The organism is Acinetobacter sp. YH1901134 (genome assembly GCF_013416965.1).
Lineage (GTDB): Bacteria > Pseudomonadota > Gammaproteobacteria > Pseudomonadales > Moraxellaceae > Acinetobacter > Acinetobacter amyesii.
The window spans coordinates 111,508-126,660 of sequence record NZ_VPEW01000008.1; the positions used below are offsets into that span (position 1 = coordinate 111,508).

Here is a 15,153-nt window from a genome sequence, read left to right on the forward strand (position 1 = left end):
CAGTCATGTTAAAATGCGCTTACTTCTTTTGTTCCTTTTGAGCATTTTCCTTGGCTGAATTAAATCCTGCAGTTGTTCCGTTATCTTTATACATTCATATGCCGTGGTGTGTGCGCAAATGTCCATACTGTGACTTTAATTCGCATGCGGTCCCGAATGGTGAATTGTCTTTAGACTTAGAACAAGAATATTTACAGGCGTTGGTTGAAGACTTTAAAACGCAAGTCGATTTTGCTCAGGGTCGCTTGATTCATAGTGTATTTATTGGTGGGGGTACACCATCGCTCATTTCATCCAAAGGCTATCAATGGTTATTTGCTCAACTCAAAGCGTTAGTGCCATTTGAAGCGGACTGTGAAATTACCTTAGAAGCCAATCCGGGCACGGTTGAGCACGATCCTTTTGCGGGTTATTTAGATGCAGGGATCAATCGTCTATCTATCGGTGTGCAAAGTTTTAATACCGACCAGCTGAAAAAGCTGGGGCGGATTCATTCGAATGATGATGCGATTTCTGCCATTCAGCATGCAAAAGAGGCAGGTTTTGAACGGATAAATGTCGACTTGATGCATGGCCTGCCTGAACAAACCATTGAGCAAGCGCTTTTGGATTTAAAACTTGCTGTGGAAAATGGGGCAACCCATGTGTCGTGGTATCAATTGACCATTGAACCCAATACAGTTTTTTTCCGCACAAAACCAATTTTACCTGTCGATGATGTGCTTGAAGATATTCAAGAACAGGGCGAAGCCTATTTAACAGCGCAAGGCTTTATCAATTATGAAGTATCGGCATGGCGTAAAGAAAAGCCGTCGGCACATAATTTAAATTATTGGCAGTTTGGCGATTATTTGGCGATTGGCGCAGGCGCACATGGTAAAGTGACCATGCCAGACGGGGTGTATCGTTTCCAAAAAACCCGATTGCCGAAAGACTATTTAGCCAAAGTACCTGCTGAACATCTTCAGTTTAAGCGCATCGAAGCAGCCGACATGCCTTTTGAATTTATGATGAATGCACTTCGTTTAAATCATGGGGTGGAAGCCAAGCTATATAGCGAGCGTACAGGGGAAAGTTTAGAGCCAATTGCCGAGTTATTGAACTCATTACGTGAACGTAAATTGATGGTCAGTGATCCAACACTTTTGTCTTGTACCGAGCAGGGACATATCTTTTTAAACTCAGTGTTGGAAGAATTCCTGTAATGAAAGCTATGTCAAACTTGTTTAAAATTTGAGCCACAAGTAATTTTTCATATTTCGAATGTAATTTGCAGAATGTGTATGAAATTATTCAGTTGATAATTGAATTTACATGGCATAAAGGAACTTCAGAAAATGAAATATATTTTAACTGCGACGTTATTAACTATAGCTTTGGTGGGTTGCACCGATAAAAAAGCGCCATCAGAACAAAATGTTGCAACAGAGGCAACGGCCACAACTGCACAAACAAACGATGTTGCAGTAGCTCAAGATGAGCAAGTGATTCACTTTACAGGGCCACAAGATCTAAGCCTTGAGTTAAAAACCAAAGATAATTTTGAAACCGCACAATTGACTGATAATTCTGATCGTGTGTATGAATTGAAACGAGCAGTTTCAGGAAGTGGTGTGCGACTTGCCAACGACCAAGGTGTTTCAATTCACTTTAAGAACTTTAATGGTGTGAATGAAGGCACAGTTGAGTTGGTAAAAGATAAACCCATAGAGATTAAAGAATTTATTGCTGATAAAGCAAAGTAAATATTAAAAAAGACCGCATGAGCGGTCTTTTTTTAATTTACTTAACGATGTTTCGGTGGTATTGGCGGTAATTTATGCTGCGAAACAGGTTTGTGTTGATTGCCTTTAAAAGCTACTGCCTTATGATTTTGTTTGGCAAATTTTGCATGAGCGTGTTGATGCTCTTTTTTCACCATGTGGGGCCCAGCAGGTTTGTGATGTATTGCTTTAGGCGGTACAGGTTTTTTATCAAAGTATGGAGCAGGTGGCGGATTTTTATGATCGAATACAGGCGCTGCCATTGCAGACATTGTCGCAGTTGTTGCAATCAGACCAATCATTAATGAAGACATCAATTTTTTCAAGGTTACGCTCTTTATGAATCAATGAAGTCATCATAGGGGGAGGCTATGGAGAAGATATGAAGTTGTATGAGATACAAATGTAAAGCTAAAATCATCGAGTGAAATTTAATTTAAGTATTTAATATTTATTAAATAAAATTATTTTTTTGAAAAATACAACAATATTTCTCCATATAAAGTTCATCTTTATACATTGTTATTACCTCATGAAGAAATTAAGAATGCTGCTCATTATCGCTATAGATGAAAATTAAAAGAGAAGACAAAAAGACCGCCGAAGCGGTCTTTTTATAGAGTCATTTAACTCGGTTTAAAGCTTAGTAGTCAAAGCTAAAGTGTTCAGGAGCCAAAGAAGTCATGGTCTTCGATGGGTTAACCATTGCTTCAGCGTGACCTTGTGAGCGTGGTAATAGACGTTCAAAGTAGAAGTCAGCCACTTTGATTTTTGCTTTATAGAACTCAGGAACTTCTGCACCATTGCCTTCTGCTAATTTTTCAGAAGCTACGGCAGCTTGTTGTGCCCAGAAATAAGCCATCATCACGTAGCCAGAGAACATCAAGAAATCTACAGAAGCAGAAGATACGATGTCACGGTCTTTACGTGCTGCAAGCATGATACGAACCGTTAATGCATTCCACTGTGCACAAAGCTTCGTTAAGTCCCACGCAAAACGACGCATGTATTTGTTACGTGCATGTTGACCACAGAACTTCAAGATTTCAGCTGTGTAGTCACGAATCACTTTACCTTTAGAGGTCAACAGAACTTTACGACCAATCAAGTCTAGTGCTTGAACACCGGTTGTGCCTTCGTAGAGAGTAGAGATACGTGAGTCACGAACAATTTGTTCCATGCCCCATTCTTTAATATAACCATGACCGCCGTATACTTGCATACCATGGTTTGCAGCTTCATAACCCATTTCGGTTAAGAAACCTTTGAGAATCGGGGTGTAGAAGCCTAAGTGGTCATCATGTGCTTCAAACGCTGCTGTATCACCGCGGGTTAAAGCATCAGTCATTTTGTCCGCAATTTGAGCTGCATAGTAAATCATTGAACGGCCGCCTTCAGCGATCGCTTTTTGAGTTAAAAGCATACGACGTACGTCTGCATGGTGAATAATCGCATCGGCTACTTTTTCAGGATCTTTTTTACCTGAAAGTGCGCGCATAGACATACGTTCTTTGGCGTATGGAAGTGCGCCTTGGAATGCCAATTCAGCATGTGCAATACCTTGAATTGCTGTACCAATACGTGCAGTGTTCATGAAGGTGAACATTGCATGTAGGCCTTTGTGTTTTTCACCGATCAAGTAACCAATGGCATTGTCAAAGTTCAGCACAGCTGTTGCCGAAGCACGGATCCCCATTTTGTGTTCAATCGAACCACACGTTACAGGATTGCGTTCGCCCACAGTACCATCTGCATTCACAAGGAATTTTGGAACGATGAATAATGAAATGCCTTTTGTACCTGCAGGTGCATCTGGAAGACGTGCAAGAACGATATGTACGATGTTCTCTGTTAAATCATGCTCACCCGCAGAGATGAAGATTTTTGTACCAGAAATTGCATAGCTACCATCAGCTTGAGGTTCCGCTTTGGTTTTTACCTGACCTAAGTCGGTACCGCATTGAGGTTCAGTTAAGCACATGGTGCCTGACCAAGTTCCAGCAACAAGGTTCGGTAAATATTGGTTTTTCTGTTCTTCTGAACCAAATTGAAGAATGGTGTTGATACAACCTACGCTGAGACCTGGATACATTTGGAATGACCAGTTCGCTGTACCCATCATTTCAGATTTGATGAGATTCAACGACTGTGGCAAGTTTTGACCGCCAAATTCTTCAGGGAAAGACAGACCTTGCCAGCCACCCTGTACAAATTGGTCATAGGCTTCTTTAAACCCTTTTGGTGTTTTCACATCACCATTTTCAAAATGACAGCCTTCTTCATCACCCGTTTGGTTTAAAGGTGAAAGGATGTTTTCACAAAAATCCGCTGCACCTTCTAAAATCATGTCGACAGTATCTGCATCAGCAGCTTCACCATTAGACAAAGTTTTGTAGTGTGCTGGGTAATCGAGCACTTCATTCATTAAGAAACGAATATCGTGTAAAGGCGCTTTATATGCAGGCATAGTCTTAATCCTAATATCTAAATTTTTTTGGATTATCTGTATTGATGATTTGATTATTCATAATTTTATCCAAAAAACATTGATGAATACGCCCTTAAAAAATGTCAGAAAGGCGAATTGTAATATTTAACCAACATGTGAAATGTAAACTTCTGATAGACTTGATGTTGATCTTTTGATCATTTTTTTCTTTTAATAAATCATAAAGAACTTAGGTCTTTCGTACAATTATGCGATTAAAATATATAACACTTTGTTTACTGGGTTTGAGTATTACTGGGTGTGCTCAACATGTCATAAAAACCAATTCAACGGATCAGTCTCTCGGGCAACAAGCCACTCAAGGCTTAAACGCAATGTTTGAAAATGCCAGTTATGACATGAAAGGGCAATTTTCAATTCAGACCGATATTCAGTTCGATGAAAAAAAGCCTGAAACCAAGTCAAAACCTGCGATAAGCACACAGCCAGAGCTGGATCCTAAACTTAAAAAACAACTGGATCAGTTGATTAAAACCCAAAATATTCCGTTTAGCCAAAAAGAAAAGAAACAGCTCTATCAAGCCATTGCCAATGAATCGATCCCACCATCAGCGCGTTATAGCGATGAAGAGGATGGCGTTTCTCCGCAATCTAAAATTGCACAATCACTGCTGAATGTGTTGAATGATTTACAGTTTAGCTATAGCGGTTCAGTACATTTTAGAGAAAAACTTGCCGCCTTAACCTTACAACTGAGTTATCAAAAACCGACTTTGCAGGTCAATGCACAGTTGCCGATGATCATTGATTTTAATCAACATAAATTTTATACCAACTACTTTGCGTTCATGCCGTTTATGGTAAATCGTGAAAGCCAAAGCAGCTTGGCTTATGTGGATTTTTCAAAACATAAAGAGACGATTGCTCAGTACGATTTGAAAAAATTTGCTGACTATTTAAAACAAATGAATGCTTTGCCTTATGTCTTGGCAGAGCCGAATCAAGTGCAAAATATTGCTTTAACACGTGATGAAAAAAATGCAGGGCTGACTAAAAAAATCCGCTATGTGGGTGATCTTAATGCGCTATACACCCAGCTTGAACTTTTCGATTTTGTGAATGCCAACTATTACACCACGCAAATCAAAGGTCAGCGTAATAGTGACGCCGAGCAAGATGAATCTGTGGACGCTGCTGTGCATCACAGTGCTTCCGAAGAGGCGATGGCTGCGGCTGAAGCGGCGGGAGGGACTGCAGTTGTGGCAGCAGCTGAGGATGAAGACTTTGATGCGGCTTATGCATCTGTAGAACGTGTGAATGAGCTGCTCAATGCGAAAATGCATGGCCTGATTTATCACCAACACGAAACGGAAGAAGAACAAACGTCTTCTGCTGCTGAATCTGCTGAATACGCGATCGATACTGCAAGTGCATATGCGGAGGCGACCGCGGGTGATGACGAAGAAGCCTATAGTACGGATACTGAAGTAACCGAAGCTTATGCGGCTTCAGAAGAAGATGATGAAACAGCGAACTTATCTGAGGAAGTCTGTCAAGCCTTGATGAACACCAAACAGGTGCCGATTGGTAAAGTCACACTGTGTCAGGATTATCAAGATGTTCGGGTGATACCGCTGCAAGAAGATGCTGTACCATCGGCCTCTGCTGCGGACGCATCCAATACAGATTCAGAGATTTCGGATGCTGTTGAGCAGTTAAAACCAGTATTCCAGCAATATCAAAGTGAACAACTTATCGATGTAAAACAATTCCAGCAATTATGGCAAAAGCATCAAGCTGAAATTGCACAGGTGCTGAATACACAGGATAAATCATCTTCGAATGTCGTGATGGATGTAGGCTTAGATCATAAAGGTCGTGTCCAAGTAATGGACTATCAATTGGCCTTTAATGAGCCACGTTTAGGTCAATTAAAGCTGAAAAGTAGCAACCAAATCTTGAATTATGGCAATGCGACTAAAATTGATCGTCAAGCCATGAAACAGGCAAAATCCATTGAGGAAGTCAGTAAAGATTCACTCTTTGAAAATATGTTGAAAGGCCTGCTTGCGCCGATCACAGGAAATGATCCTCTGCTTGCTGAAGCAGAAACTGCATCGGTTGATGATGTCCGTGCTGCAAATGAAGAAATCGAACTACCTGAATATCTAAGTAATGTGGCTTTGCAAAGTTATAAGCGCCATCAATCTGAAGTGAAAGCCTATCAAGCGGCATTTGTCGTGGCATTTGCTAATTATCGCGCTCAGTATGTGCGTTATTACTCAGCCAATGATTTGAATGAAATTGCTGAAGTTTATGCATATCGATTTGTTGATGGCTTAAAAGAGCCAACAGGTAATGCGCTGAAACGTTTAAATCAATTACGTGATAAGCATGCTTTGCATCGCTATCAAGACTTTGATGACTTAGGTTCTTCAGTCAATCATTATGTGCAGTCGGGGATTGGTGAGTACAAAGCTCAGGTTGAATGGAAGCAGTTGCAAAAAACCTATAAGACTGATCAGGCGATTTTTGCACATTTATATCAACAAAACTTTTTAGCTAGCTATGAACTGGAAGGAACTGAAAAAGCGCATTTGGTGAAAGCATCAAAAATCTATGCGCAAGCCTTTGCTGATGATATCAAAGGAAAATTATCAGAAGCGTCATTACAAGGCCTAACAGCAGAACACGAAGAGTTGTTCAGCCAATCGGCTTATTATGAAACCTATAAAGCCATACAAAAACACAAGAACTAAGTTGGATAAAAAAAGAACCTCAATTGAGGTTCTTTTTTTAGGTGTTTCGACTGCTTTGAAAGTAAATTGAGCAAATCATTTTGAATTATAGAAAGTCTTTTAGATCAGGTTTGACGCCATTCCAAATGGAAAAAGATTCAATCGCTTGACCAACCAACATGCCAAAACCTTCTGAGGTTGGAACATGGCGTGCTTTGGCTTGATCCAAAAATGTCGATGGTTTGCCATAGGCCATTTCATAGGCGTGGGTGAATTGTAAAGCTTCAGGCAAAATTAGCGGATCACCCGTTAAGCTTGCCGATGTGGCATTAATCACCAGATCAAATTGACCTGCTAATTCGGTGAGGGCAATGGCTGCAAGTTCGGCATTCGGTACGGCAGTTTTTAAGTCAGCGACCAATTGTTCAGCACGCGCTAAAGTACGGTTGGCAATCACGATTTTTTTGGCCCCAGCTTGTACCAGTGGATAAATCACGCCACGTGTCGCACCACCTGCACCAATAATTAAAATATCGCTCTGTTCTAAATTCCAATCTAAGGCACGGATGGCATCGACTAGGCCTTGTCCATCGGTATTATCGCCATGGAGTGTGCCATCTTGCATCCATAATGTATTGACCGCACCTGCAATTTTGGCACGTTCAGTAAGGACGGCACATTGTGCATAGGCTTGTTCTTTAAATGGAACAGTGACATTCATACCGATGCCACCTTCGGCAAAGAAAGATTCGACACTGTGCTGAAAACCATCGAGTGGCGCAAGTCGTTTGCTGTACTGAATGTCGAGGCCTGTTTTTTCAGCGAAGGCATGATGAAGTTCAGGTGAACGTGATTGTTCAATCGGGTTGCCAATCACGGCAAATTGTTTGCTCATTGCACAGCGTCCATGTAGATGTGAAAGAGCAGACAATATACGCCAAATCTGATGATGGCTAAAGTTCGGGCAGTCTTAAAATCGTGAAATAAAGGCGGAAAATTAAGGATTACAAATATCTAAGACGCTTTGAATCAAGATGCTGGCAGCACTGATGACTAGACCAATCAAGGCAACCACCATGAAGCCAATAGCCAAATTGTCATTCAAAGACGTTTCGGAAAAAATATTAGTACTGATAGCGCTGATTAGCACAACAGCAAAGCTCCAAAACACCAAGGCAGTAAGACTGACTGCTTTTTTATTGAGTGTTTGATGTGTCATGTGCGTTGTACTCCGTACAAGAAAGTTACAGCCATGAGTTTATTGACACATTGTGCAATGACATAGCGTAAAGCTGTTTAAAAGATGTGTCATTGTTGAGCAATATGATTACAAAGTAAATGCTTAAAAAATTTATTTATGCATCAAGATATTACCTAGAAATATAAATACTTTAATTAAAAGGCAATGAAAAGCCCCTGATGGACAGAGGCAAATACATGTCTATCTATTTTATATCAATATATTAAGCCAATCATGCGGTTTTAAATAAAAGTCGGTGAGCTTTTTCTCTGGAGAATTTTCTTCCCATTCAGGACGATACGACCAGCCCGCCAAAGGTGGCATACTTACTAAAATGGATTCAATACGCCCACCAGTTTGTAAACCAAATAAGGTGCCACGGTCATACACTAGGTTATATTCAACGTAACGACCACGACGGTAAAGTTGGAAGTCTCGTTGTGCTTCGGTATAGGCTTTGTCTTGGTTTCTTTGGAAGATCGGTAAAATTGCCTCTAAATAACCATTACCGACGGCCTGCATATATTTGAAACAGGTTTCAAAGTCCCATTGGTTGAGATCATCAAAGAATAAACCACCCACACCACGTTGTTCATCACGGTGTTTGAGATAGAAATAGTCATCACACCATTTCTTATGTTCATCATAGAGTGTATCACTAAATGGGGCACAAAGATCATGGGCAGTTTGATGCCAAGACAAGACATCTTCATCATTTGGATAAAATGGAGTGAGGTCAAAACCACCGCCAAACCACCAAATCGGATCTTGTCCTTCTTTTTCCGCGACAAATAAACGCACATTGGCATGTGAGGTCGGGACGTTGGGGTTTTTCGGGTGAATTACCAATGACACGCCCATGGCTTGCGCTTTTGCACCTGCAATAGCGGGATGGCGTTCAGTCGCAGAGGCCGGTAATTTTGAAATGTTAATGTGCGAGAACATCACGCCGCCTTTTTCAATCACCGTTCCATTTTGAAGAACACGTGAGCGACCACCACCACCTTCAGGGCGTTCCCAGTCATCGATCGCAAATTCGGCACTTCCGCCACCAGCACGTTCTTGCTGTTCCAATGCGGCACAAATCTGTGCCTGTAAATCGCGAAGGAATTCATCTACACGTTGTATATCGGCTGAAGTTGGATTCTGCATGGTGACCTTTATTAAAATAATTTAAAGATAAGTGTCATCAAAGCATAAATTACGTGAAAACTTAAGGCATTTTTCCCGATACTCAGCATCGGATCTTTGCTTTAAATCTAGATATCTAGTGATTAAACCAAAAGATCATGCAAAGTTAGCAGCAATTGCTCCGGCTGAAATTGGGCCTATTCCGACAAATTTGCTAGGTTGAATTCACATCTGAAGCTCAGCACAATAATCATAAGGTAGATTTAAATTGAATCTCATTGATTGAAATGGTGCATCGATGTCTCAGCAGGCGAGTTCTTTAATTCAAAAATACAATGTACCAGGTCCACGCTATACCAGTTATCCAACCGTGCCGTATTGGGAGGAAGCTGAGTTTTCATTACAACAGTGGAAACAGGGCTTGAAGCGATCTTTTAATGAGAGCAATCACCTTGAAGGCATCAGTCTGTACATCCATCTACCATTTTGTGAAAGCTTATGTACGTTTTGTGGTTGCCATAAAAAAGTCACGAAAAAACATGAGATGGAGCTGCCTTATATTCAGGCGGTGCTGAAAGAATGGGACTTATATTGTCAGCTCTTGGTCGACCGGCCAATAATTAAAGAAATTCATTTGGGCGGGGGAACGCCTACTTTCTTTTCTCCTGAGCATCTCACCCAGTTGATTCAAGGCATTCTAGTGCATGCTGATATTGCCGATACACATGAATTTAGCTTTGAAGGGCATCCGAACAATACCACACGTGAGCATTTACAAGCTTTGTATGATGTTGGTTTTCGACGCGTAAGTTATGGAGTGCAGGATTATAATGAGAAGGTGCAAAAAGCCATCCACCGTATTCAGCCCTTTGCACATGTTGAACAAGTGACACAGTGGGCACGTGATATTGGCTATACCTCTATTTCGCATGACTTGGTTTTTGGTTTGCCATTTCAGGATTTAAACGACGTGTTGCATACTATTGAACAGACCAATCGTTTGATGCCAGATCGTTTAGCCTTTTATAGCTATGCGCATGTGCCGTGGATTAAGGGCAATGGGCAACGTGGTTTTAAAGATGCCGATGTGCCGAAAGATGATTTAAAACGTCAATGCTATGAAGAAGGTAAGAAGCAATTACTTGCACATGGCTATCATGAAATTGGAATGGATCATTTTGCATTAATCCAAGATCCAATGTATCAAGCTTTTCAGCAGGGCAGTTTGCACCGTAATTTTATGGGCTATACCGCATCGAAAACCCAAGTGATGATTGGTCTCGGCTTATCTTCGATCAGTGACAGTTGGTACAGCTTTGCACAAAATGAAAAGAAAATTGAAGACTATTATGCACGTTTAGAAGCGAATGAAATTCCAGTCTATCGGGGGCATGTGCTGACAGATGAGGACTTAATCATTCGTAAACATATTCTCAATTTGATGTGTACCTTCCAAACTTCTTGGGCAGGTCCAGAAATGCAATTTCCTGAGCTTGATGAAGTATTAGCGCAATTGGCTGAAATGCAAGAAGATGGCTTGCTCGAGATTTTTGATCAGCACATTCAGGTGAGTGATGCAGGCAAGCCTTTTGTCCGTAATATCTGCATGGCTTTTGATTTACGATTAAAACGACGTGTCCCTGAAAATCGTATTTTTTCGATGACGATTTGAATCTCCCCTAACCCCTCTTTAATAAAGAGGGGAAAGCCTCCCTTTTGTAAAGGGAGGTTTGGAGGGATTAATTTATGGAGAATTTAAATGATTTTTAAAAATCGTCCTTTTGATACATATGCGACATACGATCATGTTTGGTTTTTAAATATTGTTCGTTAAAGGGATTTAAACCCACAGTCAGCGGAACACGATCAACGACATTCACGCCTTGCTCTTGGAGCGCTTCAATTTTTAATGGGTTATTGGTAATGAGACGCACAGCAGTAATATTGAGATGATTCAACATGATAGGGCACATATCATAACGACGTGCATCGGCAGGAAGATCCAATAATAAATTGGCATCCACTGTGTCATGGCCTTGGTCTTGTAGGGCATAAGCACGGATTTTATTGGTTAAACCAATACCACGACCTTCTTGGCGTAAATATAAAATCACCCCTTGACCTGCATCATTAATTAATTTTTGGGTCGCTTGAAGCTGTGGGCCGCAGTCACATTTGAGTGAAGCGAAGGCATCACCGGTGAGGCATTCAGAGTGGATGCGAACTAAAACAGGTTCAGTGGGAGCTTGTTCTAGTCCTTTAGAGAGTGCGACATGTTCTTCACCGGTTTCAGGATCCTGAAAAACCGTAATATTGAATTCACCAAAAGCGGTCGGTAATCTTGACGTTGCGACAAATTCTATAGGCACTGCTTAACCCGTTTATTCGATTATAAATTGGCTAAAGTATAGCGTAATGCTTGGACATTGGTAGAATTGCAACGACGAATTTATGCAGAACATTTTCTTTTTTGTATAAAGCGAACGATAATAGTTGATAAATAGGAAGATTATTCAGGATAATCTGACTCATTCAAAATCTCCCCAACGAGATCATTGCTAAAAATTACATCGCTACAAGTTTGGCTGATTGTAAGGTGATACAATTCGACGATATGATCGAGTTACCCATTTAGACCGAGCTTAGGAATTTGCCAGGCTTTAGAAGGCTTTGCCACATTATGCTGTATAAAGAAATACCATTTCAACGCCCTGTAACACCGTTGCTGGATACGATTAACCATCCTCAACAACTTCGTTTACTCGAGCGCAGCCAATTAGAGCAAGTGGCGGATGAGTTACGTCAATTTATTTTGTATGCGGCCGGACAAAGTGGTGGGCATTTTGGTGCCAATCTTGGGGTGATCGAATTAACCGTGGCATTGCATTACTGTTTTGATACACCACGTGATCGTCTGATTTGGGATGTGGGTCATCAAGCCTACCCGCATAAAGCCTTAACGGGTCGTCGTGAACAATTAGTGACGATTCGTGCCAAAGATGGTTTGGCAGCGTTTCCTGCCCGTGAAGAATCTGAATTTGACACCTTTGGCGTAGGCCATTCATCAACTGCGATTTCTGCTGGTCTTGGGATGTCATTGGCACGTCGCTTCAAGCAAGATCCCTGTCATGTGGTTGCAATCGTGGGTGATGGCGCGATGACAGCGGGCATGGCTTTTGAAGCCATGAACGATGCGGTGGCACACAATGCTGACCTCATGGTGGTATTGAACGACAACGATATGTCGATCTCATGCAGTACAGGTGGTTTTGCTAAGCATTTGGCTGCGATTTGGGAAAGTGGTCAATCGGTGAATATTTCTGAAAATGGCGAAGCTTATATTCAACCTCATCCTGAATGGGCGTATAACTCACGCCTACATTGTGCTGCGACCGATGCTGCAGACAACCTATTTAAAGCCATTGGCTTTGACTACTTTGGTCCTTTTGATGGGCACGATGTTGAACAATTAACACACGTGTTTGAAGCCTTAAAAAAACGCAAAGGCCCACGTTTAATGCATGTCTATACCAAAAAAGGTAAAGGCTTTGCACCTGCCGAAGCAGATCAAATTAAATACCATGCCATCAGTAAACTGAATGCACCTGCTGCTGTGGCAACTGCACCGAAATATTCAGATGTTTTTGGTCAGTGGTTATGTGATGAAGCTGTACAGGATGATCGTTTATTAGCGATTACTCCTGCGATGTGTGAAGGCTCAGGCATGGTGCAATTTGCAAAGCAGTTCCCTGAGCGTTTTTTTGATGTTGCCATTGCAGAACAACATGCGGTGACTTTGGCTGCGGGTATGGCCTGTGAAGGGGTAAAACCGGTTGTTGCAATCTATTCAACCTTTTTACAACGTGGTTATGACCAACTGATTCATGACGTCGCTTTGCAAAATCTTGATGTGACATTTGGTATCGACCGTGCAGGTTTGGTTGGTGAAGATGGCCCAACGCATGCCGGTGCATATGATTATGCCTTTATGCGTACCGTGCCGAACATGGTGATCATGGCGCCGAAAGACGAAAATGAATGTCGTCAAATGTTGCATACGGCTTATTTGTATAAAGGCCCAGCGGCAGTACGTTACCCACGAGGTAATGGACTAGGTGTTGAGATTCAGCAAGAGATGACCGAGCTTGAAATTGGCCGTGGTGAAGTTCTTGCAAACTTCAATGATCAGCAAGATGCAACAATTTCGATTTTAGCATTTGGTAGCCGTGTTCAGGCAGCGGTTGAGGCGGCTGAAGTATTGGCTGAAAAACTGGATGTTGCAGTTCGTGTGCTAAATATGCGTTTTGTAAAACCATTAGATACACAGTTGATCGATCAAATCGCGGCAAGCACGCAACTATTTGTGACAGTTGAAGAGCATGCAGTGATGGCGGGTGCGGGTAGTGCGGTAAATGAATATTTAGCGCAGGCTAGTATTGTTAAACCGATGCTGAATTTAGGTTTGTCAGATGAATTTATGCATCAGGCGACACATGCTCAAATGCTACAACAAGCTGGACTAGATGCTGAAGGCATTATCACTTCTGTGACACAAAGCTGGATAAAACATAAGTCAACTGTAGTTTGCTGAATTTCTAATTTTTAGAAACATTTTTTCCCTAAAAGCCCTTATATTTGATAAGATATAAGGGCTTTTATGCATTATTCTTTATCAGTATCTTCAAATTTGTAGTGGGTGTTCAATGGAACCTATGGTGGTTATGGCTGCGCGTGCGGCTCAATTAGTTGGTCAAGAGCTTTTAAAAGCGCATCAAAATCGTCATAAACTCGATCTACAAGTCGAAGAAAAAGGAATTGATGGTCCAGTAACGCGTGTAGACCGTTATTTGGAACAATTGACCATCGATACCCTACGTAAAAGCTATAAAAATCACAGTTTCCTAGGCGAAGAGTTTGGTCTTCAAGAAGGTAAAGGTCATGACGCTGATTGGTGTTGGATCATCGACCCACTTGATGGCACATTAAACTTCGTTAATGGTGTTCCACATTTCTGCATCTCTATCGCAGTTCAACATAAAGGTGTAACTCAGCACGGTGTTATTTATGACCCTGTGAAAGATGAGTTGTTCTCTGCAAGCCGTGGTCGCGGTGCGATGATGAACCAACGCCGTATTCGTGTAAATGTAAAAGACAGCTTAGAAAACACTTTCCTTTCAGTGGGTCATGCGTATCGTAAAATTCGTAATGGCGAAGTGGTTTCTTATGCGAAAAACCATTTCAACTCATTGTTAAATGTGACTGAAGCCGGTGCTCAATACCGTCGTTCAGGTTCTGCTGCTCTTGATCTAGCATATGTTGCTGCTGGTCGTTTCGATGGTTATTTCGAACTTGGTTTGAAACCATGGGACATCGCTGCGGGTGAACTTATTGTGAAAGAAGCGGGTGGTACTGTGGTTGATGCTCGTGGTGGTAACGACTCAATGGACAATGGTCAAGTACTTGCATGTTCTATGAAAATGCTTAAACCACTTATGCAAGCTGTTGTTCCAGCTTGGGGTGAAGCTGCTAAATAATAGAACGCTTAGTTCGAGTTTATTGACAGAATAATGAAATAAAGCCCTCTTTATGAGGGCTTTATTTTGTCTAATTGGTCAAAAATAAAGGCTTAAACACCTATAATTTAAAGCTTCTTACAAAAAACATTCTGAAGTTGACTAAAACAGGTGACATTTAAAAACTTTCTGCTATAATCCCCGCACGCACTAAATTTCGTTCATTACCTGAACATTCTCTTCTATCATTGTGTATGCGCGTTCCGGTCCAAAGAGAGGACGATATTTCGCGCCCCACCCAATCGCTAAGCGATTCCTT

At 41.4% G+C, this 15,153-nt stretch carries 12 protein-coding genes; 6 read left to right on the plus strand and 6 right to left on the minus strand.

From position 1 onward, the window contains the following. Positions 1 to 50: 50 nt before the first annotated feature. Both hemW and FTV50_RS09950 read left to right on the plus strand, forming a co-directional pair. Complete coding sequence (gene hemW / locus FTV50_RS09945; RefSeq protein WP_180024328.1) at positions 51 to 1,205, plus strand: radical SAM family heme chaperone HemW; 1,155 nt, start codon at positions 51 to 53, stop codon at positions 1,203 to 1,205. A 132-nt stretch (positions 1,206 to 1,337) separates the two neighbouring features. Beyond that, positions 1,338 to 1,745 carry a hypothetical protein gene (locus FTV50_RS09950; protein ID WP_078192483.1) on the plus strand — a complete coding sequence of 136 codons (408 nt, stop codon included), beginning with the start codon at positions 1,338 to 1,340 and terminating at the stop codon, positions 1,743 to 1,745. A 41-nt stretch (positions 1,746 to 1,786) separates the two neighbouring features. Here FTV50_RS09950 and FTV50_RS09955 read toward each other — a convergent pair whose 3' ends face one another. After that, positions 1,787 to 2,077, minus strand: a complete 291-nt coding sequence (locus FTV50_RS09955; RefSeq protein ID WP_257223899.1) for a hypothetical protein — start codon at positions 2,075 to 2,077, stop codon at positions 1,787 to 1,789. Between the two features lie 329 nt (positions 2,078 to 2,406). Then, entirely contained in the window at positions 2,407 to 4,230 is a 1,824-nt protein-coding gene (locus FTV50_RS09960; protein WP_180003419.1) for an acyl-CoA dehydrogenase C-terminal domain-containing protein, read from the minus strand. Between the two features lie 230 nt (positions 4,231 to 4,460). On the opposite strand from FTV50_RS09960, the gene FTV50_RS09965 reads away from it, so the two are divergent. After that, positions 4,461 to 6,971 carry a hypothetical protein gene (locus FTV50_RS09965; protein ID WP_180024329.1) on the plus strand — a complete coding sequence of 837 codons (2,511 nt, stop codon included), beginning with the start codon at positions 4,461 to 4,463 and terminating at the stop codon, positions 6,969 to 6,971. Positions 6,972 to 7,056: 85 nt separating this feature from the next. On the opposite strand, the gene aroE is transcribed toward FTV50_RS09965, so the two are convergent. The 3 genes from aroE to hemF form a co-directional block, all read right to left on the minus strand. Further along, a complete protein-coding gene (gene aroE, locus FTV50_RS09970; RefSeq protein WP_180024330.1) occupies positions 7,057 to 7,845 on the minus strand; it encodes a shikimate dehydrogenase in 789 nt (262 codons plus the stop codon). 102 nt (positions 7,846 to 7,947) lie between these two features. After that, a complete protein-coding gene (locus FTV50_RS09975; RefSeq protein WP_078189308.1) occupies positions 7,948 to 8,169 on the minus strand; it encodes a hypothetical protein in 222 nt (73 codons plus the stop codon). Positions 8,170 to 8,400: 231 nt separating this feature from the next. Further along, entirely contained in the window at positions 8,401 to 9,342 is a 942-nt protein-coding gene (gene hemF, locus FTV50_RS09980) for an oxygen-dependent coproporphyrinogen oxidase (RefSeq protein ID WP_180024331.1), read from the minus strand. Between the two features lie 277 nt (positions 9,343 to 9,619). Here hemF and hemN point away from each other — a divergent pair, with 277 nt between their 5' ends. Then, complete coding sequence (gene hemN / locus FTV50_RS09985) at positions 9,620 to 10,993, plus strand: oxygen-independent coproporphyrinogen III oxidase (protein WP_180024332.1); 1,374 nt, start codon at positions 9,620 to 9,622, stop codon at positions 10,991 to 10,993. Positions 10,994 to 11,087: 94 nt separating this feature from the next. Here hemN and ribA read toward each other — a convergent pair whose 3' ends face one another. Then, positions 11,088 to 11,690 (minus strand): GTP cyclohydrolase II, encoded by a 603-nt coding sequence (gene ribA, locus FTV50_RS09990; protein ID WP_180024333.1) that lies wholly within the window; start codon positions 11,688 to 11,690, stop codon positions 11,088 to 11,090. 311 nt (positions 11,691 to 12,001) lie between these two features. On the opposite strand from ribA, the gene dxs reads away from it, so the two are divergent. Both dxs and FTV50_RS10000 read left to right on the plus strand, forming a co-directional pair. After that, complete coding sequence (gene dxs, locus FTV50_RS09995) at positions 12,002 to 13,912, plus strand: 1-deoxy-D-xylulose-5-phosphate synthase (protein WP_180024334.1); 1,911 nt, start codon at positions 12,002 to 12,004, stop codon at positions 13,910 to 13,912. Between the two features lie 112 nt (positions 13,913 to 14,024). Further along, a complete protein-coding gene (locus FTV50_RS10000; protein ID WP_078189303.1) occupies positions 14,025 to 14,855 on the plus strand; it encodes an inositol monophosphatase family protein in 831 nt (276 codons plus the stop codon). Positions 14,856 to 15,153 lie beyond the last annotated feature (298 nt).

Excerpts from the sequence above, each read along its gene's own strand:
- FTV50_RS09965 (WP_180024329.1), top strand. The coding sequence starts at position 4,461 with ATGCGATTAAAATATATAACACTTTGTTTACTGGGTTTGAGTATTACT.
- hemN (WP_180024332.1), top strand. The coding sequence starts at position 9,620 with ATGTCTCAGCAGGCGAGTTCTTTAATTCAAAAATACAATGTACCAGGT.
- dxs (WP_180024334.1), top strand. The coding sequence starts at position 12,002 with ATGCTGTATAAAGAAATACCATTTCAACGCCCTGTAACACCGTTGCTG.
- FTV50_RS09975 (WP_078189308.1), bottom strand. The coding sequence starts at position 8,169 with ATGACACATCAAACACTCAATAAAAAAGCAGTCAGTCTTACTGCCTTG.
- FTV50_RS09960 (WP_180003419.1), bottom strand. The coding sequence starts at position 4,230 with ATGCCTGCATATAAAGCGCCTTTACACGATATTCGTTTCTTAATGAAT.
- aroE (WP_180024330.1), bottom strand. The coding sequence starts at position 7,845 with ATGAGCAAACAATTTGCCGTGATTGGCAACCCGATTGAACAATCACGT.
- FTV50_RS09955 (WP_257223899.1), bottom strand. The coding sequence starts at position 2,077 with ATGTCTTCATTAATGATTGGTCTGATTGCAACAACTGCGACAATGTCT.
- FTV50_RS09950 (WP_078192483.1), top strand. The coding sequence starts at position 1,338 with ATGAAATATATTTTAACTGCGACGTTATTAACTATAGCTTTGGTGGGT.
- hemF (WP_180024331.1), bottom strand. The coding sequence starts at position 9,342 with ATGCAGAATCCAACTTCAGCCGATATACAACGTGTAGATGAATTCCTT.
- FTV50_RS10000 (WP_078189303.1), top strand. The coding sequence starts at position 14,025 with ATGGAACCTATGGTGGTTATGGCTGCGCGTGCGGCTCAATTAGTTGGT.